General features: G+C 60.1%; 27 protein-coding genes, 1 tRNA gene and 1 pseudogene. 9 read left to right on the top strand and 20 right to left on the bottom strand.

The window, feature by feature from the left end; translation table 11 throughout:
• Positions 1-45 precede the first annotated feature (45 nt).
• Entirely contained in the window at positions 46-228 is a 183-nt protein-coding gene (locus AB2B41_RS07180) for a hypothetical protein (RefSeq protein ID WP_367877083.1), read from the top strand.
• 8 nt (positions 229-236) lie between these two features.
• On the opposite strand, the gene AB2B41_RS07175 is transcribed toward AB2B41_RS07180, so the two are convergent.
• The gene (locus tag AB2B41_RS07175; protein WP_367877082.1) at positions 237-1,445 is read right to left on the bottom strand and encodes a pyridoxal-phosphate-dependent aminotransferase family protein; all 1,209 of its coding nucleotides are present in this window, start codon (positions 1,443-1,445) and stop codon (positions 237-239) included.
• Between the two features lie 135 nt (positions 1,446-1,580).
• Between AB2B41_RS07175 and AB2B41_RS07170 the strand changes: the two genes are divergently transcribed.
• Positions 1,581-3,437 (top strand): ABC transporter ATP-binding protein, encoded by a 1,857-nt coding sequence (locus AB2B41_RS07170; RefSeq protein ID WP_367877081.1) that lies wholly within the window; start codon positions 1,581-1,583, stop codon positions 3,435-3,437.
• Here AB2B41_RS07170 and AB2B41_RS07165 read toward each other — a convergent pair.
• Entirely contained in the window at positions 3,434-4,111 is a 678-nt protein-coding gene (locus tag AB2B41_RS07165) for a TIGR04283 family arsenosugar biosynthesis glycosyltransferase (protein ID WP_367877080.1), read from the bottom strand. The two genes, AB2B41_RS07170 and AB2B41_RS07165, sit on opposite strands and share 4 nt — an antisense overlap.
• A gap of 63 nt (positions 4,112-4,174) precedes the next feature.
• Here AB2B41_RS07165 and ygfZ point away from each other — a divergent pair, with 63 nt between their 5' ends.
• Positions 4,175-4,933, top strand: a complete 759-nt coding sequence (gene ygfZ, locus AB2B41_RS07160; RefSeq protein WP_367877079.1) for a CAF17-like 4Fe-4S cluster assembly/insertion protein YgfZ — start codon at positions 4,175-4,177, stop codon at positions 4,931-4,933.
• A 95-nt stretch (positions 4,934-5,028) separates the two neighbouring features.
• Here ygfZ and efp read toward each other — a convergent pair whose 3' ends face one another.
• The gene (efp, locus tag AB2B41_RS07155) at positions 5,029-5,592 is read right to left on the bottom strand and encodes an elongation factor P (RefSeq protein WP_367877078.1); all 564 of its coding nucleotides are present in this window, start codon (positions 5,590-5,592) and stop codon (positions 5,029-5,031) included.
• 221 nt (positions 5,593-5,813) lie between these two features.
• Between efp and AB2B41_RS07150 the strand changes: the two genes are divergently transcribed.
• A complete protein-coding gene (locus AB2B41_RS07150) occupies positions 5,814-6,134 on the top strand; it encodes a DUF6280 family protein (RefSeq protein ID WP_367877077.1) in 321 nt (106 codons plus the stop codon).
• A 53-nt stretch (positions 6,135-6,187) separates the two neighbouring features.
• On the opposite strand, the gene AB2B41_RS07145 is transcribed toward AB2B41_RS07150, so the two are convergent.
• On the bottom strand, positions 6,188-6,766 hold the full coding sequence (locus AB2B41_RS07145) for a cobalamin biosynthesis protein CobQ (protein ID WP_367877076.1): 579 nt from the start codon (positions 6,764-6,766) through the stop codon (positions 6,188-6,190).
• Between the two features lie 66 nt (positions 6,767-6,832).
• On the opposite strand from AB2B41_RS07145, the gene AB2B41_RS07140 reads away from it, so the two are divergent.
• Positions 6,833-8,290, top strand: coding sequence for a cobyric acid synthase (locus AB2B41_RS07140; RefSeq protein ID WP_367877075.1), 1,458 nt, complete (start codon positions 6,833-6,835; stop codon positions 8,288-8,290).
• A 13-nt stretch (positions 8,291-8,303) separates the two neighbouring features.
• Here the strand turns inward: AB2B41_RS07140 and AB2B41_RS07135 are convergent, their stop codons facing one another.
• The 3 genes from AB2B41_RS07135 to AB2B41_RS07125 form a co-directional block, all read right to left on the bottom strand.
• Positions 8,304-9,440, bottom strand: coding sequence for a hypothetical protein (locus AB2B41_RS07135; RefSeq protein WP_367877074.1), 1,137 nt, complete (start codon positions 9,438-9,440; stop codon positions 8,304-8,306).
• Between the two features lie 74 nt (positions 9,441-9,514).
• Positions 9,515-10,939, bottom strand: a complete 1,425-nt coding sequence (locus AB2B41_RS07130) for a TolC family outer membrane protein (RefSeq protein ID WP_367877073.1) — start codon at positions 10,937-10,939, stop codon at positions 9,515-9,517.
• Between the two features lie 54 nt (positions 10,940-10,993).
• Positions 10,994-11,647, bottom strand: a complete 654-nt coding sequence (locus AB2B41_RS07125) for a protein-L-isoaspartate O-methyltransferase family protein (RefSeq protein WP_367877072.1) — start codon at positions 11,645-11,647, stop codon at positions 10,994-10,996.
• 142 nt (positions 11,648-11,789) lie between these two features.
• On the opposite strand from AB2B41_RS07125, the gene AB2B41_RS07120 reads away from it, so the two are divergent.
• Positions 11,790-11,863: transfer RNA gene (locus tag AB2B41_RS07120), tRNA-Cys, on the top strand.
• A gap of 74 nt (positions 11,864-11,937) precedes the next feature.
• On the opposite strand, the gene AB2B41_RS07115 is transcribed toward AB2B41_RS07120, so the two are convergent.
• The 5 genes from AB2B41_RS07115 to AB2B41_RS07095 all read right to left on the bottom strand — a co-directional run bounded on the left by AB2B41_RS07115 (position 11,938) and on the right by AB2B41_RS07095 (position 15,359).
• Entirely contained in the window at positions 11,938-12,882 is a 945-nt protein-coding gene (locus AB2B41_RS07115; RefSeq protein WP_367877071.1) for a tyrosine-type recombinase/integrase, read from the bottom strand.
• A gap of 85 nt (positions 12,883-12,967) precedes the next feature.
• Entirely contained in the window at positions 12,968-13,159 is a 192-nt protein-coding gene (locus AB2B41_RS07110) for a hypothetical protein (protein ID WP_367877070.1), read from the bottom strand.
• Positions 13,159-13,725, bottom strand: a complete 567-nt coding sequence (locus AB2B41_RS07105) for a hypothetical protein (RefSeq protein ID WP_367877069.1) — start codon at positions 13,723-13,725, stop codon at positions 13,159-13,161. The genes AB2B41_RS07110 and AB2B41_RS07105 overlap by 1 nt, the downstream gene beginning before the upstream one ends.
• Positions 13,726-13,994: 269 nt before the next feature.
• Complete coding sequence (locus tag AB2B41_RS07100; protein ID WP_367877068.1) at positions 13,995-14,837, bottom strand: cation efflux transmembrane domain-containing protein; 843 nt, start codon at positions 14,835-14,837, stop codon at positions 13,995-13,997.
• A 144-nt stretch (positions 14,838-14,981) separates the two neighbouring features.
• Positions 14,982-15,359 carry a c-type cytochrome gene (locus tag AB2B41_RS07095; protein ID WP_367877206.1) on the bottom strand — a complete coding sequence of 126 codons (378 nt, stop codon included), beginning with the start codon at positions 15,357-15,359 and terminating at the stop codon, positions 14,982-14,984.
• 410 nt (positions 15,360-15,769) lie between these two features.
• Between AB2B41_RS07095 and AB2B41_RS07090 the strand changes: the two genes are divergently transcribed.
• The gene (locus AB2B41_RS07090; RefSeq protein WP_367877067.1) at positions 15,770-16,690 is read left to right on the top strand and encodes an isopenicillin N synthase family dioxygenase; all 921 of its coding nucleotides are present in this window, start codon (positions 15,770-15,772) and stop codon (positions 16,688-16,690) included.
• A 364-nt stretch (positions 16,691-17,054) separates the two neighbouring features.
• Here the strand turns inward: AB2B41_RS07090 and AB2B41_RS07085 are convergent, their stop codons facing one another.
• The 4 genes from AB2B41_RS07085 to AB2B41_RS07070 form a co-directional block, all read right to left on the bottom strand.
• Positions 17,055-17,951 carry a sulfotransferase domain-containing protein gene (locus AB2B41_RS07085; RefSeq protein WP_367877066.1) on the bottom strand — a complete coding sequence of 299 codons (897 nt, stop codon included), beginning with the start codon at positions 17,949-17,951 and terminating at the stop codon, positions 17,055-17,057.
• A gap of 170 nt (positions 17,952-18,121) precedes the next feature.
• On the bottom strand, positions 18,122-18,550 hold the full coding sequence (locus AB2B41_RS07080) for a GFA family protein (RefSeq protein ID WP_474104440.1): 429 nt from the start codon (positions 18,548-18,550) through the stop codon (positions 18,122-18,124).
• A 239-nt stretch (positions 18,551-18,789) separates the two neighbouring features.
• Positions 18,790-19,173, bottom strand: a complete 384-nt coding sequence (locus AB2B41_RS07075; RefSeq protein ID WP_367877064.1) for a hypothetical protein — start codon at positions 19,171-19,173, stop codon at positions 18,790-18,792.
• 159 nt (positions 19,174-19,332) lie between these two features.
• Positions 19,333-19,668 (bottom strand): cupin domain-containing protein, encoded by a 336-nt coding sequence (locus AB2B41_RS07070; protein WP_367877063.1) that lies wholly within the window; start codon positions 19,666-19,668, stop codon positions 19,333-19,335.
• Between the two features lie 99 nt (positions 19,669-19,767).
• Here AB2B41_RS07070 and AB2B41_RS07065 point away from each other — a divergent pair, with 99 nt between their 5' ends.
• Positions 19,768-20,010, top strand: a complete 243-nt coding sequence (locus AB2B41_RS07065; RefSeq protein ID WP_367877062.1) for a hypothetical protein — start codon at positions 19,768-19,770, stop codon at positions 20,008-20,010.
• A 51-nt stretch (positions 20,011-20,061) separates the two neighbouring features.
• Here the strand turns inward: AB2B41_RS07065 and AB2B41_RS07060 are convergent, their stop codons facing one another.
• The 4 genes from AB2B41_RS07060 to AB2B41_RS07045 all read right to left on the bottom strand — a co-directional run bounded on the left by AB2B41_RS07060 (position 20,062) and on the right by AB2B41_RS07045 (position 23,022).
• The gene (locus AB2B41_RS07060) at positions 20,062-20,472 is read right to left on the bottom strand and encodes an HGGxSTG domain-containing protein (protein ID WP_367877061.1); all 411 of its coding nucleotides are present in this window, start codon (positions 20,470-20,472) and stop codon (positions 20,062-20,064) included.
• Between the two features lie 188 nt (positions 20,473-20,660).
• On the bottom strand, positions 20,661-21,002 hold the full coding sequence (locus AB2B41_RS07055) for a hypothetical protein (RefSeq protein ID WP_367877060.1): 342 nt from the start codon (positions 21,000-21,002) through the stop codon (positions 20,661-20,663).
• The gene (locus AB2B41_RS07050; protein WP_367877059.1) at positions 20,999-22,276 is read right to left on the bottom strand and encodes a DUF3987 domain-containing protein; all 1,278 of its coding nucleotides are present in this window, start codon (positions 22,274-22,276) and stop codon (positions 20,999-21,001) included. Before AB2B41_RS07050 ends, AB2B41_RS07055 begins: the two co-directional genes overlap by 4 nt.
• A gap of 38 nt (positions 22,277-22,314) precedes the next feature.
• Positions 22,315-23,022, bottom strand: coding sequence for an IS6 family transposase (locus AB2B41_RS07045; RefSeq protein WP_367877058.1), 708 nt, complete (start codon positions 23,020-23,022; stop codon positions 22,315-22,317).
• Between AB2B41_RS07045 and AB2B41_RS07040 the strand changes: the two are divergent.
• A pseudogene (locus AB2B41_RS07040) lies at positions 22,979-23,521 on the top strand (TRAP transporter large permease subunit); the annotation flags it as partial. The gene AB2B41_RS07045 and the pseudogene AB2B41_RS07040 overlap by 44 nt on opposite strands.
• Between the last annotated feature and the right edge of the window lie 79 nt (positions 23,522-23,600).

Genomic DNA, 23,600 nt, shown 5'->3' with positions numbered 1-23,600 from the left:
ACGAAAGCCGCGTTATAGTTGTTTTGTCACAGCGATGAGACAGCTATGCGCGACCACCACGACCGCCCCGCGGCACCCGACTTTACCCAAGCCTGCATCGTGATGTTCGGCGTGAATATCACGTGGATTTTCATGGTGATCTGGGCGATCTGGGGACTTCTGGCTGTGGCCGTCCTTGGCTGGCTGGTGAACAAGGTGATTTCGCGGATCGAAATCGCCCGGGGCTGACCTGCCGATCAGCCGCCCGCGATCACCTCTGCCGCCGCATCGAGCGCGCCTTTGCCGTGGGCGACGCCGAGGCTGCGCATCCCCGCTTCGATCCCGCCCAGCATCCCCAGGATCATGTGGCCATTGACGTGACCCATGTGGCCCAGCCGGAAAAAGCCGTGCCACGCCGGGTCGCCCGGGTCCGCCATGCCAAGGCCGATGCCGAGGGTGAGGCCGATCTGGCCCTCGACCCAGTCGCGCAGGGCGGTGGCCTTGGGCGCTTCGAGCCGGAGAGAGGTGACGGCGTGGCTGCGGTACTGGCGATCCTTCACGTTCATGCCAAAGCTGCCTTCGGTCGACCATGCCTCGCAGGCGGCCCAGACAGCGCGGGCGAGAACCTCGTGACGGGCCCAGATCTGTTCGATGCCTTCGGCGTGGATCATGTCGAGCGCTTTGCGCAACCCGTAGAGGTGGTGCGTGGGGGCGGTGCCGCCGTGGTACTGGAAGAACTGCTCGGCATGGGCGCGCGGGGTCCAGTCCCAGTACCAGCTCACTCGGGGCAGTTCGGCGCGGCGCGCCTCGGCCTTGTCGTTGAAAAAGACGAAGGACATGCCGGGGGGGACCATCAGGCCCTTCTGGCAGCCGGTGACCATGACGTCGACGCCCCAGTCGTCCATCTCGAACCGGTCGCAGCCAAGCGAGGCGATGCAGTCGGCCATCAGGAGAGCGGGATGGTCGGCGGCGTCGATGGCGGCGCGCAGGGCGGGGATGTCGTTCTTGATCGAGGTGGAGGTGTCGACGTGGACGCCAAGTACCGCCTTGATTTTGTGCGCTTTATCGGCACGCAGGGCTTCGGTCACCTGCGCCATGTCCATGGGGGAGGATTTGCCGAAGTCGATCACCTGCACCTCGGCCCCGATGCAGCGGGCCATTTCGCCCCAGCCGATGCCGAAGCGGCCCGTGGCGGGGACGAGGACCTTGTCGCCGGGTTGGATGACGTTCACCAGCGCCGCCTCCCACGCGGCGTGGCCGTTGCCGGTGTACATGGCGACATTGTGCTTGGTGCGGGCGACGCGTTTGAGGTCTGCGGTGAGGCCGGGCATCATTTCCACCAGTTCACCTGCGTAGATGTTGGGGGCGGCGCGGTGCATGGCCTGAAGGACGGCGTCGGGGATCACGGACGGTCCGGGGATGGCGAGGTAGCTGCGGCCGTTCGAGAGATTGGGGGGTGTTGTCATCGGGCCAGCCTTTCCTGCGTCCTTCGCGGCGGACATTAGGTGTCGCCGTGGCGAGGTCAACACCCGAACGGTGCGCTTGCCCCTTGCGGCACGCATGACTAGACCGGACCGCATGCAACGGAAGCGGGCCGCGCGATGAGCGAACAGACCTATACCTCGAAGGAGCTGCTGGGGTGGCTTTGGCGCGATTACCTGCGCAAGCACATCGGGATGATGTCGCTGGCGGTGGTTTTCATGATCATCGAGGGCAGCACGCTGGGCGCGCTGGCGCGGCTGATGGAGCCGATGTTCGACCGGGTGTTCGTGGGGGGCGAGCATGATGCGCTGGTCTTCGTGGCGCTGACGCTGATCGGGATTTTCCTTTTGCGCGCGGTGGCGGGGGTTAGCCAGAAGGTGCTTCTGACCAAGATCGCGCAGCGGACGGCGGCGGACATGCGTGTCGATCTGCTGGAGCGGATGATGAAGCAGGACGGGGCGTTCCACCAGTCGCATCCGCCGGGGTTCCTCATTCAGCGGGTGCAGTCGGACGTGAACGCGGTGCAGGACGTCTGGCGCGCGGTGATCACTGGCGCGGGGCGGGATTTCATCGGGCTTCTGGTGCTGGTGGGCGTGGCGATTTCCATTGATCCGGTCTGGGCCCTTTTGGCCTGTGTGGGCATTCCGATCATGGTGCTTCCGGCGGCTGCCGCGCAGCGTTTCGTGCGGCGACGGGCGCGGGAGGCGCGGGATCTGGGGGCGGATTTGGCCACGCGGCTCGACGAGGTGTTCCACGGGATCGTGCAGGTGAAGCTGAACGCGCTGGAGGCCTACCAGACGCGGCAGTACCGGGACCTGACGGGGCGGTTCATAGATACAGAGGTGCGGGCGGCCTTCGGGAATTCGGCGATCCCGGCGATGGTGGATATCCTGTCGGGGATCGGATTCATGGCGGTGATCCTCTACGGCGGGTCCGAGATCATCTCGGGCGACAAGACAATCGGGCAGTTCATGACGTTCTTCACGGCTATGGGCTTTGCCTTCAGCCCCTTGCGGCGGCTGGGGGGGATCAGCGGGCTGTGGCAGATCGCGGCGGCGGCGCTGGAGCGTATCCGGGCGCTCCTGGAGGCGCCGGTACGGCTAACCGATCCGGCGGCGCCAGTGGCGGCACCGACGGGGACGCCGGAGATCGAGCTGCGGGATGTGGACCTGTCCTACGGTGAGACGCGGGTACTGGACCGGCTGAGCCTTGTGGCGAAGGCGGGGGAGACGACGGCGCTGGTCGGGGCCTCGGGGGCGGGCAAGTCGACGGTGTTCAACGTGCTGACGCGGCTGGTCGATCCGCAGGGCGGCAAGGCGCTCTTGGGCGGCGTGGCCACGACGGATATGAAGCTAGCCGATTTGCGCGGGCTCTTTTCGGTCGTCACGCAGGAGGCGCTGCTGTTCGATGCGACGCTGCGCGAGAATGTCGTGCTGGACCGCGCGGATGTGAGCGAGGAGCGGTTGCGGGAGGTGCTCGATGCAGCGCATGTGTCGGACTTCCTGCCGCAGTTGGAAAAGGGTCTCGACACGATGGTCGGGCCGCGCGGTTCGGCCCTGTCGGGCGGACAGCGGCAGCGGGTGGTGATCGCGCGGGCGCTCTTGCGGGATACGCGTATTCTGCTTTTGGACGAGGCGACCTCGGCGCTGGATGCGCAGTCCGAGAAGGTGGTGCAGGAGGCGCTGGACCGACTGTCAAAGGGGCGCACGACTATCGTGATCGCGCATCGGCTGGCGACGATCCGAAATGCGGACAGGATTGTCGTCATGGACCGGGGGCGAGTAGTTGACGAGGGGACGCATGAGGCGCTGCTGGAGCGCGGCGGGCTGTATGCGGACCTCTACCGGTTGCAGTTCCAGGACGGGCGGACGGTGCAGGACCCGGTGCCGAGGGTGCGGAAGTCGCGTGCAAAGGCCGAAGGCGCGGCGGAGCCCAAGGGGCTGTGGCAGCGGATCGGAGCGCGGTTGTTCGGTTAGCGGCGGTAGCTGGCGGCGAGCCTGCCGACGTCGACACCTGCGAAGTAGCGGATGAGTGTCCAGAGGTTGCGCGCCCCGCGTCTGATCCAGCCTTGACGCACGTATTTCTCGGCGCTGGTCTGGGCGATGACTGGCAGGCCTGTGAGCTTGCCCTTCAGGGCGCGGGCAAGGGCGACGTCTTCCATCAGCGGGACATCGGGGTAGCCGCCGACCTTGGCGTAGAGCGCTGAGGAGATCAGAAGGCCCTGATCGCCGTAGGGAAGCCCGAAGCGGCTGCGCAGGTTGGCCCAGCCCGCGACGACCCGGCCCGCGAGGCCGCCGTTGTCGAAGCTGAGGCGAAACCATGCGGCCCTTTGCGGATGACCGAGATGCGCGCGCAGGGCCTCGGCCCAGCCGGGCTGCAACACGGTGTCGGCGTGGAGGATCAGAAGCCAATCGGCCCTGGCGGCGGCACAGCCCCGGCGCAACTGTCCACCGCGGGAGGGGGGGCCGTGCAGCACCTCTGCACCCCAGGCCTGCGCCGTGGCACCCGTGGCATCGGTAGAGCCGCCGTCGGAGACGATCAATTCACGGATCAGCCCGGCCTCGAGCCCTTCCATCAACGCGTTGAGACAGCGCGGCAGCTGCTCTGCCGCGTTCAGCGTGGGAATGATGACCGAGATCGGCGCGCGCATGTTGCCCCTTTCAGCTTGGCGTGGGATCACTATATCTCATCAACACGGGCAAAGGACAAACCCATGACAAAACGTCGCGTTTTGCGTCTTTCCGGTAAGGATACGAGGGAGTTCCTTCAGGGGCTGGTCACGAACGACATTGGCAAATTGTCGAAGAGTGCCGTCTATGCCGCCCTGCTGACGCCGCAGGGCAAATACATCGCCGATTTCTTTCTGGTGGCGGATGGCGACGACGTGCTGCTCGACGTGCATGCCACGCTTGCCGATCCGCTGTTGCAGCGCCTGTCGATGTACAAGCTCCGCGCCGCTGTGACCATCGAGCCGACCGATCTGCACGTTCACCGTGGGCAGGGCGACGTACCCCCTGACGGTTTTGCCGATCCCCGCATGCCCGAGTTGGGCTGGCGCGCCCTGCGCGATACGCCCCAGACCGACGATACCGTGAACTGGGACGCGCTGCGGGTCGCGCATCTGATCCCTGAAACCGGTGTCGAGCTGACACCGGACACCTTTATTCTCGAGGCCGGGTTCGAGCGGCTGAACGGCGTGGATTTTCGCAAGGGCTGTTACGTGGGGCAGGAAGTCACCGCGCGGATGAAGCACAAGACGGAACTGCGCAAGGGCCTTGCCCGCGTCCATGTCGAGGGCGCGGCGGAGGTTGGTACGCCGCTGATGGCGGAGGGCAAACCGGCCGGCACGCTTTTCACTCAATCGGGGGGCGCGGGCATCGCCTACCTGCGTTTCGACCGGGCGGAAGGCACGATGGAGGCCGATGCGGCGCGCGTTACCCGTGCAGATATGCCGGAAAATGCCTCAAATTGAATCGAAGAGGCCCCGCTTCACAGGGGGCCATGATCATTTACCTAACTTAACAGGGAATTACGTCGCGTTAGCCGAAGCACACGCATAACGCGAAATCAAGCGCGTTCGACGTATTCCATTGTTTCCGTATTGACGATGATATCTTCGTCCTGCGCGATGAACGGCGGCACGGTAATCTTAACGCCGTTGTCCAGAATGGCCGGTTTGAAGGAGTTCGCGGCGGTCTGTCCTTTGACGACAGGCTCGGTTTCCACGACCTTGCAGGTCACTTTTTGCGGGAGCGACGCATTTAGTGCCTCGTCCTGGTGATACTCGACCACGATCATCATGCCGTCTTGCAGGAAGGGGCGGCGTTCGCCCAGAAGCTCGGCCGACAGCTGCACCTGTTCGTAGGTTTCGGTGTCCATGAGGACCAGCATCCCGTTGTCTTCATAAAGAAATTGCTGATCTTTCTGCTCAAGCCGCACGCGCTCGACCTTGTCGGCGGAGCGGAAGCGCTCGTTCAGCTTGGAGCCGTTGCGCAGGTTGCGCATCTCGACCTGGGCGAAGGCACCGCCCTTGCCGGGCTTGACGTGGTCGACTTTGACGGCGGCCCACAGCCCCCCGTTGTGTTCAAGAACGTTACCGGGCCGGATCTCGTTTCCGTTAATTTTAGGCATGTGGCAAAACCATGGCAAAAGGTTGATGAAAGTTTCACGCACCCTATATCTCGCCCTATGGGGCCCTGCAAGCCAACCATATCCTGTGCTGCGCCTGCAGCAAGATATGCGCCGCGCGCAGGGCTGGTATGTGAAATATGGGTATCCGAATCGAGGGATATGGGTCATAAGAGACGCCACGCCCGAATGACAAGAGCAAGAATAATGGAAAGGACGACGAGTTGAAAGATTTCGTTGATGGGACCGCGTTCAACAATGAGCAGGGCAACCGCGCCCGCAAGCTTTTTGCTGCCGTGGTGCTCGCCGCACTGGATGATGCAATCGCAGACGACAAGAAGTATGGCAACGGTCCCGAGCAGATCGCCCGCTGGGCACGCTCGCGCGATGGCCGTGAAGTGCTGAGTTGCGCAGGGATCGACCCCAACGAGCGTGTCGTCGCGGGCCTGATGGAATTCGTGGCCAAGGGCGTGCGCACCTCCGTGGCGCTCTCGCGCGAGGAGTCCGAGCGCCGCAATGCCGCGCTGCAGGCCGAAGCGGCCTGATCCGAACCTGATACGTTGCAATTGGCGCAGCCCCCTGGGGCTGCGTTTTTCGTTCAGGCCCCCGAAAAGACGAACATCCAGACCTGCGCCACCATCAACTCGGCCAGCAACAGGCAGAGGATGAGGGCCGAAAGCAGCCAGCCGGGCCTGCGCAGCCACAGAAGGATCGCCGCGACGGTGGCCGCGGCCGCCCCGACGGGTGCGATCCACCCGGCACCCCGGCTGCGGTCCCAATAGCTCAGCGGGCTTTCGAAGACCCAGGTCGTGATCGGCCAGAAATGCGGGCGCCCGTCGTCATGATGGAGGGGAAGGTCCAGGGCCAGATGCAAGAGCGCCGCACCGGTCAGCACAATGCCCCAGTCAAGCCGCTGCCAGACCGCAAGCGCCAGAAGGAAACCCCACACAAGGAAGGAATTGTCGATGGCAAACACCGTTTGCCAGGTTTGCGAGAAATAGAATTCGTCAAAAACGATGCGCGGCGGAATGCCCAGCAGCCAGATCGCCGCGCCCGCCAGCATGTATAGCGATAGATCGGGCAGCAGCGCACCGACCAGCGCCGCCCAGATCAGGCCGCGCTTCTCACCACGGGCCAGAGCCGCAGCGCCAAGCAACAGATGGGCGGGCGTGTTCACCTCAAAGCCCCTTTCACAGCATCCCGATTTGCGCCAGTTTGCGGCCAAACGGCACGGGTTCATCACATGACAAAAGCCATCATGATACAAGGCACCGGCAGCAATGTCGGCAAGTCGATGATCGTCGCCGGTCTGATCCGGGCCTGCGTCCGGCGCGGCCTGCGGGTTTGCCCGTTCAAACCGCAGAACATGTCGAACAACGCCGCCGTGACCGCCGATGGGGGCGAGATCGGCCGCGCGCAGGCGTTGCAAGCGCGGGCAGCGGGGCTGGACCCGCATACCGATATGAACCCCATCCTGCTCAAGCCACAGTCCTCGACCGGGGCGCAGGTGATCGTGCAGGGGCAGATCGCCGGGCATCAGGAGGCGGCGGCCTTTGGCAAGAACAAGGCCGCACTGATGCCCGCGGTGCTGGAGTCCTTCCAGCGGCTGGCGCAGCGCTGCGACCTGATCATTGTCGAAGGCGCGGGCAGCCCGGCGGAGACGAACCTGAGGGCGGGCGATATCGCCAACATGGGCTTTGCCACCGCGGCGGGCGTGCCGGTCATCCTGATGGGCGACATCGACCGCGGCGGCGTGATTGCGCAAATCGTGGGCACGCAGGCGGTAATGTCGGCGGAGGACAATGCGCTGGTCCGGGGCTTTGCCGTCAACAAGTTCCGGGGCGACCGCAGTCTCTTTGACGCGGGCCGCGATGACATCGCGCGGCGCACCGGCTGGCCCTCGCTTGGTGTGATCCCGTGGTTCGACCGGGCCCATCGTCTGCCCGCAGAGGATGTGATGGACCTGCCCGGCCGCGCCACCTCTGGGGGCACGGGCTGCGTGATCGCCGTGCCGCGTCTGCCGCGGATCTCGAACTTCGACGATCTCGACCCGCTGGCCGCCGAACCCGGCGTCGATCTGCGCGTCATCATGCCGGGCAGCCCCCTGCCCGTCGATGCGGACCTCGTGCTGATGGTGGGCAGCAAGGCCACCATCGCCGACCTTGCTGCCTTTCGCGCCGAAGGCTGGGATATCGACCTTGCCGCCCATTTGCGCCGGGGCGGGCGCGTCCTTGGCCTTTGCGGCGGATACCAGATGCTGGGCAGGGCGATCTCGGACCCCGAAGGGATCGAGGGGGCACCGGGCAGCGTTGCCGGTTTGGGTCATCTGGAGATCGAAACGGTGATGGCCCCGATCAAGCATCTGTCCCTGAAGGACGGAATCCATACGGCGAGCGGTGCCGCTGTCTCAGGCTACGAGATACATATCGGCGAAACTGCGGGCCCGGACACCGGACGCGCCTGGCTTGAGTTCGAGGGACGTCCCGAAGGGGCGGCGAGCAGGAACGGTCAGGTTCAGGGCTGCTACATGCACGGTCTTTTCAGTTCGGATGCGTTCCGGAAAGCCTATCTCGCGGAGCTGGGTGCGCGTTCTGAAATCGCCTTCGAACTTGGCGTGGATGACGCACTCGATGCGCTGGCGGATCACGTCGAAGCGCATTTCGACATCGAACTAATGCTGAAGCTGGCCGAAGAGGTCTGAGCCCGGCGCGCGCCTATTCAAGCTCCTGCGCCGTGAGCGCCCGGTGAATCTCGCGCCGGACGAGTTTGCGGACGTTCCGGGTGATGCGTTCCCCAAGGGCGCCCTGCAATTCTTCGCGCACGATCTCGCTTACAAGATCACGCAGGGTTTCTTCGTCGATCAACTGCTCTTCCTGCGTGAGGTCGAGCGTGCTTTCCCGGGTTGAGGCAGTCTGTGTCTCGGGTGCGGAAGCCTGTGGCTTGGCCTCGGGCTCCGGGGTACGGTCCGCCTGTTCGCGGCGCGCGGCGAAGAGCGCGGCATGAACGAACTTCGGGGGTTCGCTGGCCTGCTCGGGCGCGTCGTCTTCCCATGCCATGGTTTCGGGTTCCGTACCCGCATAGTCGCTTTCGCCGGGGTCATCGGGTTCCCATTCGTCCGCGATACTGCCGATAGCGGTCTCAAGCGCCTCGATCTTGGCGCTGAGAGAGGCGGAACGGTTCACCTCAGGAGCGGGAAGCTCGGCCTCCTGCAGGCTTTCCCGCCAGTCATCATCGGCTGGAGCGTCAGTTGGAGCGTCAAAGGCGGCCTCGGAACGGTTTTCGCCGGAAACCGCGTCCTCATCCTCGTCTTCATCCTCGTCTTCGTCCTCGTCTTCGTCGAAGTCCTCTCCGATATAGGCGGCGGTTTCGAAGGCCTCGTCGGTGTCTGCCGCGCGGTCGTCGAAATCGGTCTCGTCGGTATCGTCGGACATGGCGAATTGATCGCCCTCTCCGTAGATGTCCTCATCGTCCCTGAAATTGTAGGGATCGGTCGAGTAGTCCTCCGCCAGGATGTCGGGCGCGCCCGCCTCGAGGTCCTCTTCCCCACTGTCTTCCGGCGCCTGCTGGGCCAGGGCTTCCGGCGGCGCGTCGAGCGACGCTTCCTCGGCGATCGACCCCTCCATCCGGGGCTCCGTTGCCGGTGTCGCAGCGGCGGCCCCCTCGGCCGCCGGGGTTTCAGCGGATTTCGCCGGTGCCGTGTCCTCGGCCACGCGCAGCGCCGGTGTCAGCACCAGACGGTCGTTCCGCGGCTCGGGTTTCGGGGTCTGCAAAGGACGTTTGTCTTCGGACACCAGGCGGCGGATCGATGACAGAACGTCTTCCACCTCGGCATTGGTGACGGGGTCGGACATTTTCTTGTACCACTCTTATCTCGCCGCCACGGTAGCCCGGCGGAGAGATTCCCACAATGGGGCCGTGAAAATTGTCAGTCTTTTTGCAGTGATTTCAACACACGGTCGAGTTGACGGCCCTGTTTGGACAACCGTGCCGGGCTGTCCTTGACAAGGTTGTAATACTCGGCCGGATCGTAAAGCTGGACCGGCAGGCGCAGGTCCTTGGCCGTCAGGCGTCCGGTGGACGCGAGAATACGATAGGCCGCGACATAGAGCGCCGCACGCGCCTGCACCTGAAGCGACTGCGCATCCAGCAGCGCCTGCTCGGCGTCGAGCACGTCGAGCGTGGTCCGCGCACCAAGCGCAGCTTCCTCGCGGATGCCGTCGAAGGCGATCTGCGCCGCGCGCACCTGCCGCTCGGAGGCTGCAAGCTGCGCCTGAACGGTTGTCAGCGTGGCATAGGCATTTCCCACGTCCTGGGTGACATCGTTGCGCACGGTATGCAGGTTGCCGCGCTGCGCATCCGCCTGGGCCTGCGCGCGCCGGGCCGTGGCCGACAGGGCGCCGCCCTGGTAGATCGTCTGCCCCGCCTCAAGTCCGATGGAGCCACCGCGATTGAATTCGTTGGCGTTCAGGTTCTCCGTCGCCGCGAGGCGGCCGGTGAGGTTGATGGTCGGCTTCATGTCCGACAAGGTGGCGCGCGCCAGAAGATCGGCCGCGGCCACCTGGTGCTGAGCGCTTTTCAGCGACGGGTGATTGCGCACGGCGACCGCCTTGGCAGCATCGACGTTCTCGCGGATCGCGGGAAGGCTCGACGGCTGGCGCACCGTTCCGGGGTCGCGGCCGACCACGTTGCGGTATTCCTCCACCGCGCTGACCAGTTCACCGCGCGCCGCGGCAAGGCCACTGCGGGCCTGCGCCAGCTGCGCCTGGGCAAGCGCCACGTCGGTGCGCGTGACCTCGCCCACATCGAAACGGTCTTGTGCTGCACGCAGTTCCTGGGTCAGCAGGCGGACGTTGTTTTCCCGCAGGGCGACGAATTCCTGCGCCTCGATCACGCCCATGTAGGCGGCCACGGCGCGCAGCAGGATTTGCTGTTCGATGTCGAGCAGCGCCTCGCGCGTGGCCAGGACAGATTCTTTCGCCGCCTCGATGCGCAAACGGCGCGATCCGAAGTCGTAGAGCACCAGTTCGGCGATAAGGTTCAACGCCGCCGTCAGGTCATCGTTGTCGATGGTCACGCGGGACGCCGAGGTGCGAACCCGGCCGAAATTCTGTGTCAGCCCGGCGGACCACCGCAGCACCGGCTTGAGCGCGGCCGCGGCCACAGCAACGTCCTCGTCCGCGGCGCGCAGCAGGGCACGGTTCTGTTCCAGCAGACCCGAATACGTGTAGGCGCCCACGAGGGCATCGGCCAGGGTGTCGGCATCAGCGGCACGCGGCGCGGCAAGGCCCAGCCCCAGAACGCACACACTTGCGGCAAGCCGGACCCCTGCGGGCAATTTGCTGATGAACATGGGCCTCTGACCTCTTTGCTGTTGTACCGCCCGCCCGCGATGGCGCGGGGCTGCCTAGAACTGGAACGCGACCTCGCGTTTGAAACCGTCGAGCACGGGCGCGCTTGCGTTGAAGGACATCCGCCAGCTGACCTGATCGCCGCGCTTGTGCCCGATCCGCACTTCGCCCAGCGCCCCTTCCATGAACAGCGCCGCGATACGGCCGCCGTCCTTGAGCTGGTCCAGAAGGGCATCGGGCACCTCCATCACGCCGCCCTCGATCACGATGACGTCGTAAGGCCCGTGCGCCGCCGCGCCCTCGGCCAGCGATCCGTGGTGCACCACCACGTTGTCCGCCCCCGCCGCGACCAGCGCCTCCTGCGCCTCTGCCGCCATGCTTTCGTCTTCCTCGACGGCGACGACTGCCTCGGCCATATGCGCGATCACCGCGGCGGAGTAACCCATGGCGCAGCCGACATCGAGCACCATCTCGCGGTTTGTGATCGCCAGCGCATCGAGCATCTTGGCCAGCGTACGCGGCTCGAGCAGCACGCGCCCCTGCCCCAGGTCGAGGTTTTCACCCATGTAGGCGGCTTCGCGCTGGGAGGCGGGCACGAAGTCCTCGCGCTTGACGGTCAGCATCGCGTCGATGATCGGGAATTTCGTGACATCCGAAGGTCGCACCTGCGTGTCGACCATCATCGTGCGGCGTGCGGTGTAGTCAGTCATCTGTCAAACTTGTCCGTTCGGAATCTTGCCCACAAGATGTGCCACATCGCCGTCCGGTCAGCAACGGCTTGCGGCAGACTTTCACCGATCATGTATCTTGCAGCGGCAGCAGCTATCGGATAGTCAGCAAAAACCACTGGTCGGCGAGTTGGCGGAGTGGTGACGCAGCGGATTGCAAATCCGTGTACACCGGTTCGATTCCGGTACTCGCCTCCATTTAAAATCAATCACTTAGGCAGAAGAGCAAAGTACGCTGAACCCACGGTTTACAGCATCGTTTACAGTTTTGTTCACGCTTTGGATTTCTTCGAGTCTGCCAACTTGAGCAATACAGCATCGGTTTCACTCGGCGATACACGTGCATAGTGCTCGATGACGTTCGCAGCATGACGCAAAGACCATCCCATGTGACTGGCAATCTGCGACAGGCTCAGACCCGCATTTAGAAGGCGCGTTGCGGCCGTGCCTCTACAGTCCTGCAAGCGGAGTTCCTGGCTTAGACCTGCCTTGTCCCGCCATTGCCGAAGACCTTCAGATGCTCGGTGTTCGGTCAGCCTTCCGCCGCTCGCATTGCATAGAATAAGCATCCGATCAGAAGGCGTTGCATCGATGACATCTGCCAAGGCTTGCGTGATTGGGATGTGAGCCACCCTGCCCCGTTTGTTCGTTCTTATTCTCAGGCGACGGCCCTGCGGTGTTTGCTCCACCGAGGCCCTGGTCAGTTTGATGAGATCGCCTGGGCGAAGACCCGTTTCACAGGCGACGCATAACAGTCTTCGGACCCACTCAGGTGCAATCGCGTTGATGGCCTCACGGTCAGACGGCGTCCAAACAACCTCGGACCGATCCACTTGGTAAAGCTTAGGCAATCGATGACAGTGATGCTCCGAGAGCAGCCCTTCTTCGACCGCCCAGTTCAGAACCCTGACAGCATGCGTTCCTGCCATGTCATGCTGTTTGGGTGAATGCTTCCATTGTGCCCGCCACTTGTTAAGCTCTCCACGTGACCCGCGCTCTTCAAAAATGACAGCAGGTGCATCATGGAAGTGCTTTGCTAAGCGAAGCAACCACTTACGTTGATCTTCGAATGACCGAGGGGCTTTTGCGCGCGCCGCGCTCCCAAGGAACATGTCCACCATAGTAGGTGTCATGATCGCCTTTGGTTTCGGACGCTTTATGGCATCGGCATATGCAACATTGAAGTCAGGGTCCCGGGGGTTCGGAATATCGTCCAACCAGAATTTGGGGCCGCCACGCCACGCATAAAAGTGATATCGGCTTCTCCCGTTCGCGAGCTTCCGGCGAACTCGATGAACCCCTCTAGGCAGCGCCACGTGAAGTCTTCCACTTTTCCAACGGCGTCACGCTTCCCTGTACACCACTCTCCCCGATGATGATGGAAACTCTTCCATCAGGATCCGTCTCGATGCAGATGGCATTGAAGCCCTCTGCTCTCAGCGACCGTGCAATGTCGGTGATCTCCTTGGCCTTCGGAAGCAAAGGTCTTGGCATCAGTTGCCCTCCGTGACGTCAAAAATCCACTTGAGAACCACACCGGTTATGCGCACTTTCACCTGCACTTGCCGCGCCGACCCGAATTCGATTTTCCCAAGGTAGAAAAATGAAAGTGTTACGCGACGAGAGCCTGTGCGATAGCTGATATCGACGTCTCCGTCCTTCTCAATACTTACCCACAAATCCCTTGGCTCATACTGACCGGCACCGAGGTTTCGGGCAGCCTGCACCAGGAGCTCTTGGAAGGTTTCTCCCGCCATTTTCTTTTGGGATGCGCCAAAAATCTGCTCGAAGACGCCGTTGTCCTCGTATGTTGGTTCTTCAACATGCAGAGCGTACTTCTGCAGCCTCTCAACTTCGTCCGCCGCCAAGGTAAGATTTCGAGTCCCGGCCCAGCCCAAGACAATCGAGAGCCCCTCCTCCAAGGTGATGTCTGGGCGAAATCGCCCACGCGAAATCCGACGCATGCCTCTCTTTGCAAGCGCGCGATCAACCGTCGCCAATTCGGTGCGCTCGACGCCCATGATGTCAGCTAGGCCAGCTATGAACTCCGTAGAGATCATCTTGTAAGTCTCCATTTGCTGCCATTAGGGTAAATCAAATTCATCCCATGTCAATAGCGTGAAACAAATTCATCCCAGACAAACGTCGCATGACCGGTAACTCATCGTATCCAGTCAATCATGACAGGCTCGCGCCGCGGCAACGTCCGCTTTTGATTTGCACCGAGCGCTACTACCAACACCAGCCATCCGCTGCGGCAGCATCCGATGTCTTACAAGCGGACAAAGCCCCCCATTGCCAACTCAAATTCATTGTCCGCCTTTTGGGGTCATCGGGCAGCTCTCAAATCGGCCTGTGCATCGCGGATGATCGACCAAGACGAATGCAAGAATAGTCCGGCAATCCCAAAAGCAGCGATCAGATCGGGCCACCCGCTGCCACGCCACGCAACAAGACCAGCCGCTACAACGACGGCAGCGTTGCCAATAGCGTCATTGCGTGAAAACAGCCAAACGGCACGCATATTTGCATCACCTTTACGGAACCGCATCAGTGGCAGTACGGCGATAACGTTCACCACGAGAGCGATTATCCCAAATACGCCCATAAGGGTCGCGTCCGGCATAGTCTGGGTGAATATCCTCCATAGCGTTGTCGTGAGCACACTAAGTCCGAGGATACCAAGAAATATGCCTTGGATCAGAGCAGATCGCGCTCGCCACGCAAGGCTCCAACCAATGGCCAAAAGACCAAGAAGCGTAATGAGGCCGTCGCCGATAAAGTCGAGCGCGTCCGCCTTGACGGCCTGTGACCCAGCCAGAAATCCGCCAACCATCTCTATCACGCCGTAGCCGACATTCAGAAGAACGACAGTCCAAAGAGCACGACGATAGGACGGGTCTTGGTGCGCTGCGTCGGCCTGAGCATCATCGTCGCGCTCGATGCGGTCAAATCCGTAACCTGTCGTCGCAACCGCTTTTTCGATCTCCGGCAGCCGCCCCTCAGGTACATTGAGGGTCATGATGTGAGTGGCTGCCGATACCTTCACCGCGTTTGGCGCAATTCCGGCGGCCTGTGCCGCGCGTTCTATCTGCGCCGCATCCTTTGCGCAGTCCATACCCGAGACACGGTAGCGAAAAGGTAGAGCTGCGGAGGGTTGAGTGTCGGTCATGGTGGCATAGTAGACACGGTGTAATTGGCGACCAACCAGCTAGATGCTTTCGGTCAGATGTTAGCTGGGCCGCGGTTATCAGTCACTCGTGACCACCTGTTCGGCCAAATCGATTGTGTACCATCAGCTCAGCTACGTGTTCTTTCAGGGAAGATGAGATGTCGGTGCGGGATCCTGCAATGACTCAAGGTAACTTGCGATCTCGATCAGCTTGGTAGGCATCAGGATCGGCTCGCCATTGCCCGGATCGAACTCGCTCATTTCATGGTCTAAAATGTCGACGATAACCGGCATATCCTCGCGCGGCAGGACGTTGCGGGAATACCCGCTGAGTATATCCATGATTTCTAGGGCGGGCCACATCCCGTCGCGCCGGGCCGCAATCTTCGTCAAATCCGCGGGTGGTGTGTTCAAACGTACGCCCTCAGGCCCATCGCCCCTCCCATCAACACCGTGACACGCAGCACAGTTTTGCACGTAGAGCGTTCTTCCTGCGTTTGTCGTTTCTACAGTGGCTCCCATCAAAAAAACGGAACCAAAAGCAGCCAATACTTCATAGGGGTGATCTTTCCGAAGCTGTGCGTCAGAGCTAACGTCTCTGGTCAACGGATGCTTTGATCCCGGTCAAGTCATCGATCACGGTCAGTCTCCGCTGCAGGAACGTCAGCTTTGATGCCTCTACAGCGGCTTACGCTAGAACCGGACCTTGATTTAAGAAGCAGCAACGACCGAGCTGCGGGACTAACCGGGCGTTCGCCGCAAGGAAGTGATGATGACCGCAAATATCAGGACTATGCCTCGTGCCAATCCCGTTTGACCTATTTTTACATGGTCCATATTTTGCAACCAGGTGACTAGCCTGCCTGGACTATTGGGCGTACTGGTTCGAGTTTTCGTAAACGAAATGTTACTTGGACGGAGGAACCGACGGCATGCTTCCCATGCTCGATTGGAGTGATGCAAAGAAGAATCGTGCGAATTTTGTTGCCGATCTTGGCAAGGCTGTACGTGAAACCGGTTTTTTCTTTCTGTCCAACACACAGGTCCCTGCGGAATTGCGATCTGAGGTCTTTCGACTTGCGGATGTGTTTTTCAGCCAGACGCCGGATGAAAAAGCTAAGCTTTCCATCCTCGACACACCGCATTACCGGGGCTGGGCCAAGCCAGGGGACGAGTCGCTCGACGAAACGCGACCCGAAGTGGATACTAAGGAGACCTTCAATATCGGGTACGATCTTGCACCGGATGACCCTGCAATACTCGCGAATGAATCGTTTCGAGGGGTGAACCGTTGGCCCGACATTCCCGGTTTTGCCGAGACGATGCTCGAATACTATCAAGCCTGCCAGGCTCAGGCGATGGCGTTGCTGAGCGTGATGGCGGAAGACTTGGGTCTGCCGACGGACTACTTTGTTTCGCTTTTCGCCGAGCCAATGTCGGCCATTCGCCTCCTGCACTATCCACCCGCTTCCGGAGCTGTGAACGAGATCGGGGCCGGGGCACATTCCGATTATGGGGCCATAACCCTCTTGATGACAGACGGTGAACCAGGTCTTCAGGTGCGCCCGCGAGGCTGCGACTGGATTGACGTTCCCGCAATACCGCACGCGTACATCGTCAATATCGGCGATTGCCTGATGCGTTGGACGAACGATATCTACGTATCAACACCGCACCGTGTTTTGCCCCCGGCGCGCCAGCGTCGATCTGTGGCTTTCTTTTGCGAAGCCAATCCTGATGCTCTGGTCAGCGCACTTCCGGGGACCGGAGAGGCCAAATACCCTCCAATCCGCGCCGCCGATTACCTGTCGATGCGCCTTGAGGCGACCTATGCAGCAAAGGAAATCCCATGAACGCGCGACCGGCTATGGCAGCATTAAGAGCTCTTAAATGATTGCAGCGCGAACTGCTGCGAAGCGAAGATTGGCAAGCAACGCAACCCCTGAAGATCGCTGCACACGACGCGAACGTCCGTTGCCGCGAAACCGTTCCAACTTTGCTAAAGGCGTTGTCTGCGCATGGCCGACGCAGCACAGGTCAGAGAGGGCTCACCTAAGACATCTGAGCAAGGTAGTCAGATTACTGCTTGAATGCTGATAGCTGCCCCTCAGCGCCGCTATCAGCCGCAGAGTCTTTTGCCTTGATGGTTCGACAACTGGTTTTCGAGAACATGACCATGGTCAAGGATTGGCGTGCATGAGAGTTTCCTTCGAGCCGCTATCCTCCAGAAGCTAGCCAGCTACTGCATTCCGTCCCGAGTTCCGCCAAGGCTCTAGCCTCATAGCGGGCTTTGTCGTCATCAGGCAGAATGTCACGCCATCGCCCATTCACGCCTTGGTGGATGAAGGTTTGTGCACCGCCGTCCCAAAAGACGCCGCCCATGGGCACTGACTTGCTTGCATTCGCCTTCATATAGTCGAATGAACAGTGCTTCAGGATCGCTTCCCAGCGGCCCTCGTCAATCTCGATGTCAAGGAAATCGGCGATGCGTCGAATTTCTCCCGGCATATCGCGCTTGAGTGCTTCGAAGTGGATCAAATTCACGTTTGGTAGATGGCGGATCTCCCACCAAGTTCGGATGTTCTCCCAGAAGGGCCACATCGGATAGCCATCATTCTCCAGCCAGTCTCGGAAATATTGCACGATGTCAGGAGTCGGTCGCTCAATCGGCGGCCCAACCCGGCCGGGCGTTTCGTTGAGAACATCATACCATGCGTCATTCGCGTTGGCATGGTGGTTGTGGAAGCTCCAGACTACGTCGCGGCCATCGCGGGCGATGTATATGTATCTGGCTTTTTGAGAGAAAACGAGCGCATCTACCGGCAGGTGAGTTTTGAGGAAGCGTCGATGAGTTTGCGCCGCGACCTCAGGCAGCTTGATCTCTTTCGGCGGAACCCGAAGATCCAGCCATGGCGACATTTCGGCAACGTCGATATCTTCGGCGCCATTGAATATCAGTTGGCTGACGATCTGCTGAACCCAAGTAGTACCAGATTTCGCGTAGGTGGCGATTATTATATCGTCATCTCGAAACTCGAAATTGTTCCAGATAGTGGAGTCAAAATGATGGTTGTGGATTTCCCTTGTTTTCTTCGGCTGTTCAAACCTGCTCATTTTTCTGATCCCTCAGCATCCTGAAAAAGTGATTCTGACACGGATCATTTCCATGCGGAACAATGGAGTGCACAAATTGATGCTGGCGTTGCGGACGCAATGCGTCAGAACCGCGTTTGATTTGGGCTCGCCCGGCCATTCGCGGAGCGTGGCAGTTCTCCTGCATGCTATTAGACACCAGCAGGCCAGGTAAAGCTTGGTTGGAGTCCATCGTAGACCGGTCGGCCGTCGGATGGTTTGGGGTAGCCTTTACTCTCATCCCAGAACGCATGGTAGGTTGCATCAGGAAATGCCGCATCGTCATAGCCCATAACATTTGGGACGGCGACACGGATCCGTCTTTCCTTATCGTCCAGCATTAGAGCCGCCCCGCATTCAGAGCACGTGCAAAGTTCCAGCGGACCGTCTGGGTTGTCCTTGTTGAATGGTTGCCTCGCCATCTTCTCGGGATGGTCGGCGGTCAAATCGCCCCAGTTGAAGAAAGCGACATGCGTGTGCTGCTGACCTGTCACGGATTTGCAGACATTGCAGTGGTACTCATGGTTGTCGATTGGCTCGGCGGAAGTAGTAACATGAACGTGGTCGCACCCCCCCCTGATATGTGCTCGCCATATAGTCCTCCCTTTTTTGGCTCCAGAATTCCCGAAGCCGTAAATTGCAAGTGTAGCACAAGCCAGGCTATCCGCGAAATTCTCAGGGCAGTGCCCATTACTGCAATCGAAACAAATGTCTAAAATGGGCTCTATGCCGTCATCTGAGCGCTTCGGTCAGATGTCTGAAGTACTGCCCCTTTGCGGACATGACTCCGATCAGCCTTACTGACCGCCGAGCAGCGTCATCAGACCTTCGCTGGGTCAACCGGCTTGAAGTACGCGATCTTCTCGTAGATCACGCCTTCGTCTCCGACTTTAAGTAGGGCTGATCCGCCCACATCCGTGCCGACGAACCGCCACCATGCCCATCGGAGTATATGCCCATCTTGATCTGCGGATAACTCGTCTGAAACCTCGTAGCGACCGGTACCTCCAATCGCCTTCATTCTCTCTTCCCAGCCTAAAAGGTAGTTTGCGAAGCGATCCTTGGTAATCGGCTCGGCAACCAATCCGTCGTACCACAGGTATCCAGGCGCGGCGGCACGCATGGCGCGTTCCGGGTCCATAGACTGAACTCCGGCAAGATACTCTCGCAGGAAAGCCGTTCGCTTTTGGGTATCGCCACTCATGGACCGAAGACTACATGTCGGCGCCGAAATCTGAAAGAGTCGCCTTCGGGCTCGTTTGCGTCATCCGAGTCTTTTCATCAGATGACCGGAAAGCTGCCGTAAGCGGCCACTCGTTTTGACTGCGTCCGATGTCTCAGAAGCGGACGAAGCGGACGCACGCTACTGCTTGATTAAGTATCGATCAGCTTCTTCGAAGACGTCTATGACGCGCGTTCCGGACTTGATCAAAGCCCCATGTTCAACGCCTGCCGGAATTGAGTAACTGTCACCGGGTCTGTAAATCTTCGTCTCTCCACCGATGGTAAACTCGATTTGCCCTTCGACGACAGTGCCCCACTGCGCACCATGAGAATGTGGGGGAAGTTCCATATCCTTGAGGAAGGTGAAGAAGGCCACCAGACCATTGTCTGACCGCACCACCGCTGTCTGCACGACATCATCGGGGAAGGGAACGTCAATACTCGGAAATGCTGTTATGAAATCTGGATACGGCATTCTGCTTTCCTTTCTCGTGCCTTGATCAATCATGATGCGGTGTAGATCAACGTTGTCAGACCGGCTTGGCTTTTACAAGTTGCGCACAGTTTGGGCTCGTTGCTGCCGATCGCTGCTTTCGTGAACAACGTCCGCTTCCGCGAAAAACTGCCGTTTGCTTTCGCTACGTCTGATGTCACACCAGCGGACGAACTGAACAATAGGCTCACCTGGCCGCCTATCGATGACGAAGACTTTGCGCACGCGATCGAACCAAACCATGCAGGTGGAGCCAAGACCGCCGAACAGACAGCGGAATTGGCCATAGAAGCGGTTCATCGTCTTCAAGGCACTCATGGTTGATCGGTCCACCAAGCTGCCTGAGAAATACAATTGTTAGACAGCGTCATGGGTTCACCCCGACTTTCTTTTCGAGCTTCTGGCGTGGCGCTGTCGTTGAGCCTGAGCGATCCGTTCGCGTCCTTCTTTAGACTTTGGGCCAGTTGAGAGGCCACCGTGAAGCCGACAGCGTTTCTTGCCAGGGACGACTTTTGCCTTGCAAAGCGTCCCCGATCTTGTCTTCGCGCTACAATCCGGCCGCTTCTTCTTGGGCAGCGGACTGCCATCATCGCCAATCCCCTTTTGGTAAAGCGTCTGACACGAGCTAGAGTCACAAACATAACAATAGCGATGCTTGTCGATAGGAAGATCTTTGGTTGCAGGACACAAACGACATGATGAGCAAAGGCGAGACCTTGTCTCATTCTCGACTTCGCTGCGAATCCTCTCGATCAGTTCAGTGAACCAGCGACTTCGCCGTCCCATATCCTCCTCCAGCTAATTGCTTACTTTTGCTTGCCCGATTCTAAGACCCCTTGACGCGCGGCTACCCCCACTTTTGCCCAGTGGTTTGTAAAACCCCAAATCGCGCGAGGAGAGTTCTCGAAATCCTCGAACGCTGTTTCTCCAGTGACGTCGAGAGAAAATGCGCCTGATCACCCTCACCGTCCGGACTAAACATGAGCACAGTTTGAAACCCATTCACGGCAAGCCCCACACCACATGCGGCCGTCGGGGCCGTGCTTTTGCCAGTCACTCAACTTCCGCCAATCATCTAAGGACATAATTTTGCCGGTCCAAGTCTTCGGGCTTCCGTTGACCGTAAAACCATGCCGCATGTCGTCTGCGACTGGTTCGACAATTTTTCTCACATCCTCTTCCTGACAATTGGACAGAACCTGACAAAACGCCCCCTCAGGTTGAATTGAGGGGGTTTTGTCAGGTTTTGTCATATTGTCAGGTGGGGAGTTGATCTTCTCACCTGACACATTTGCCAAAGCCAACCACTTGCTCATTTCAAGCCCCACACACGCGGATTGACTGCGAAGTTCTTGGCGGGGCGGCCTGGTGCCGAGAGCTGCATTGGAGCAATCCAGTTCGCACCTTGAAGAGCAGCAAAGGCAGGGCCGATTTCCCTGGCCGATTGCAATCCCTGCAAGCCACGCCGCTGAATTTCGCGGGTGTTGATCTGACGCAGGCCTTCCGCCTTGATGATCTCGGCGATACGGCTTGCTCCACGAAGCTCAGGAGGCATTGACTCGGCGCCGTAGGCCCGGTGCGCATGTTTGCGCATATGCTCCCCCACGTAGTGGCAGGCCCGCCCTAGATGTCCCGCCTCAATCTCTTTGACGGGGTTGGTACTGTCTATGGCGAAGTCGAGGAGGGCAAGTACGGTTGCCACGCGAACGGCCAGACCAGGCATCTTGCCGATATGGCTCTTCATTAGGCCAGCCGCGTCAGCCTCCCAATCTCGGCACTGTTCGCGGAATTGCTGCAACACGTTCTGAGCGGCCTCGCTCAGAGGGAGGTAATGGGGCCGTCGCTCACCGTTGCTATCAGTGATCGGCTCAAGCCCGCGCAGACGCTCGAACGCCTGACGAATGGTGTTGTTGTCCATTGTTGTTGTCGGGCGGCGCAGCGGTGCCGGGGCAGGAAACGCCACCAAGAACCGGGCCAGCAGCCCGTCGTCGTCAGTCTTGATGAGAAGTTTATCCAGCTTGTCGGGCTGAATGCCCCCAAGCACGGCGATGGTCAGATGATCCACGATGACCGGCTCAGGGTTGTTCTTCCGGTCCACTGTGTAGCTGCGCCCGCCAAACGCCTCCAACCAGAACGGTCGGTCACCGCCACCGTTGTAGCGATCCATGCCTGTCAGCCATCCCGAAAGCTCGTCACGTGAAAGCAGCAATCCGCGCCATCCGTCACACAGCAGTTCTGCGGCTTTCTCGGTGGTGGTGTCAGTGATGCGAATCCGACCCCGAATGGGCGGTGCGCCTGCGTCCGCTTCGGCAGGCTTCGCAGGAGGTTCGCAAACATCCGCGATAGCCTGTTTCACATCGGCCTTCCATTTCGATGCCACCAGCTTGGCAACTACATCCTTGCGCGCCCAGTTATCGCGGGCACCGACATATTCTGCGCTCAACTGCTTATCGATTTCCTTGATCGGGTCCAGAACGGCATCTTGGCCGGGGCTCTTTCCGGAACTGGGGTCGCCAACGAGGATGCCCCAGATGATTGGTGGTTCTTTCCAGCCATCCCAAACGACAGTCCAGCGGGTGCTGTCAGACAAATGCGAACCAGTCTCCGCTAGTGCAGAGCAGCGAACCTCTATTCAGCGCAGAGACCGCGCCACTCAGCAAGAGCGGCGGTGCGCGTTAACTTGAAAGTGTCTCTGCTGGTGAGCGATCTTTGTTGGTTGAAATGGTTGTAGACGGAAGAGTAGACAGCAGCGAATTTCTGCAAACTTCGCATGCGTCGGAAACGCTGCATCGCACGTTCTCGTCGCCGGAAAGGAAGATGTGAGTTCTCAACGCGGTTGTTGAGCCACCTACCCGTCTTTTGTTTTTCGAGCGCCCCCAACTGCCTTAGCGCTGCCTTGTACGATGCAAAGCGGTCGGTAACGACTTCTTCGGCTTTGCCATGGCGCTTCATCATTTTCTTGAGGAATTTCAATGCCGCCGTCTTGTTTCGGCGTTTCGTCACGACAGCTTCCAAAACCTCGCCTTCGTGGTCGACAGCACGCCACAGATAGTGACGCTTGCCATTCACCTTCACGAAGACCTCGTCCACATGCCACTTCCAATTCGAATAGGCGCGGAGTTGTTGGACCCGCTTCCGCCTGATCTCAGAGGCAAACATCGGCCCGAACCTATTCCACCAGTAGCGCACAGTTTCATGGCTGACGTCGATGCCGCGTTCGTGCAGCAGGTCCTCGACATTGCGGAGTGACAGCGGGAACCGGACATAGAGCATCACTGCAAGGCGGATGATCTCAGGGCTGGTTTTAAAGTACTTGAACGAGGCAGGTCTGGTCATAGCCAGACGCTACGAAACCGCCCTGCCCCGCTCAAGCCAAGTTAATCTGACAAGACCCGCCGTGCTGATCGGGGCCTGGGTGTTCTCCAACTTCGTCAACCTCGCGGGCCTGCCCGAAGGGCTGTTGGATCTCGTAACGCGCTTCGACCTCGGCCCCTGGGCCGTGATGGTGATGATCATGCTCGTCTACCTCGCACTGGGCTGCATCTTCGAGAGCATGTCGATGCTGCTGCTTACGGTACCGATCTTCTTTCCGCTCGTGACCTCGCTGGGGTTCGATCCGATCTGGTTCGGCATCGTCGTCGTCGTGGTGATCGAGATCAGCCTGATCACCCCGCCCGTGGGCCTCAATGTCTTCATCCTCAAGGGCGTGGTCGACAACATCTCGACCGCCACGATCTTTCGCGGTGTCACGCCCTTCTGGATGATGGATATCCTGCGGCTGATCCTGCTTCTGGCTTTCCCGGCGCTGGTGCTGTTCCTGCCGAATCAAATGTAGACGCACCTATGCCTTGGGGTCGAAAATCTGATCTCAAGGTCCGCGACACAACCTGCTGACAGAGGTTGTGGAGTCACTC

Origin of the sequence: Sulfitobacter sediminis, from assembly GCF_040811725.1 — a bacterium.
GTDB classification, from domain to species: Bacteria; Pseudomonadota; Alphaproteobacteria; order Rhodobacterales; family Rhodobacteraceae; genus Sulfitobacter; species Sulfitobacter sediminis.
This window is presented reverse-complemented; position numbering and strand designations above follow the sequence as displayed.

Excerpts from the sequence above, each read along its gene's own strand:
- AB2B41_RS07090 (WP_367877067.1), top strand. The coding sequence starts at position 15,770 with ATGCTTCCCATGCTCGATTGGAGTGATGCAAAGAAGAATCGTGCGAAT.
- efp (WP_367877078.1), bottom strand. The coding sequence starts at position 5,592 with ATGCCTAAAATTAACGGAAACGAGATCCGGCCCGGTAACGTTCTTGAA.
- AB2B41_RS07095 (WP_367877206.1), bottom strand. The coding sequence starts at position 15,359 with ATGGGAGCCACTGTAGAAACGACAAACGCAGGAAGAACGCTCTACGTG.
- AB2B41_RS07105 (WP_367877069.1), bottom strand. The coding sequence starts at position 13,725 with ATGATCTCTACGGAGTTCATAGCTGGCCTAGCTGACATCATGGGCGTC.
- AB2B41_RS07180 (WP_367877083.1), top strand. The coding sequence starts at position 46 with ATGCGCGACCACCACGACCGCCCCGCGGCACCCGACTTTACCCAAGCC.
- AB2B41_RS07135 (WP_367877074.1), bottom strand. The coding sequence starts at position 9,440 with ATGTCCGACCCCGTCACCAATGCCGAGGTGGAAGACGTTCTGTCATCG.
- AB2B41_RS07070 (WP_367877063.1), bottom strand. The coding sequence starts at position 19,668 with ATGCCGTATCCAGATTTCATAACAGCATTTCCGAGTATTGACGTTCCC.
- ygfZ (WP_367877079.1), top strand. The coding sequence starts at position 4,175 with ATGACAAAACGTCGCGTTTTGCGTCTTTCCGGTAAGGATACGAGGGAG.
- AB2B41_RS07165 (WP_367877080.1), bottom strand. The coding sequence starts at position 4,111 with ATGCGCGCGCCGATCTCGGTCATCATTCCCACGCTGAACGCGGCAGAG.
- AB2B41_RS07140 (WP_367877075.1), top strand. The coding sequence starts at position 6,833 with ATGACAAAAGCCATCATGATACAAGGCACCGGCAGCAATGTCGGCAAG.
- AB2B41_RS07130 (WP_367877073.1), bottom strand. The coding sequence starts at position 10,939 with ATGTTCATCAGCAAATTGCCCGCAGGGGTCCGGCTTGCCGCAAGTGTG.
- AB2B41_RS07100 (WP_367877068.1), bottom strand. The coding sequence starts at position 14,837 with ATGACCGACACTCAACCCTCCGCAGCTCTACCTTTTCGCTACCGTGTC.
- AB2B41_RS07085 (WP_367877066.1), bottom strand. The coding sequence starts at position 17,951 with ATGAGCAGGTTTGAACAGCCGAAGAAAACAAGGGAAATCCACAACCAT.
- AB2B41_RS07045 (WP_367877058.1), bottom strand. The coding sequence starts at position 23,022 with ATGACCAGACCTGCCTCGTTCAAGTACTTTAAAACCAGCCCTGAGATC.
- AB2B41_RS07060 (WP_367877061.1), bottom strand. The coding sequence starts at position 20,472 with ATGGGACGGCGAAGTCGCTGGTTCACTGAACTGATCGAGAGGATTCGC.
- AB2B41_RS07055 (WP_367877060.1), bottom strand. The coding sequence starts at position 21,002 with ATGAGCAAGTGGTTGGCTTTGGCAAATGTGTCAGGTGAGAAGATCAAC.
- AB2B41_RS07075 (WP_367877064.1), bottom strand. The coding sequence starts at position 19,173 with ATGAGTGGCGATACCCAAAAGCGAACGGCTTTCCTGCGAGAGTATCTT.
- AB2B41_RS07175 (WP_367877082.1), bottom strand. The coding sequence starts at position 1,445 with ATGACAACACCCCCCAATCTCTCGAACGGCCGCAGCTACCTCGCCATC.
- AB2B41_RS07170 (WP_367877081.1), top strand. The coding sequence starts at position 1,581 with ATGAGCGAACAGACCTATACCTCGAAGGAGCTGCTGGGGTGGCTTTGG.
- AB2B41_RS07125 (WP_367877072.1), bottom strand. The coding sequence starts at position 11,647 with ATGACTGACTACACCGCACGCCGCACGATGATGGTCGACACGCAGGTG.
- AB2B41_RS07110 (WP_367877070.1), bottom strand. The coding sequence starts at position 13,159 with ATGCCAAGACCTTTGCTTCCGAAGGCCAAGGAGATCACCGACATTGCA.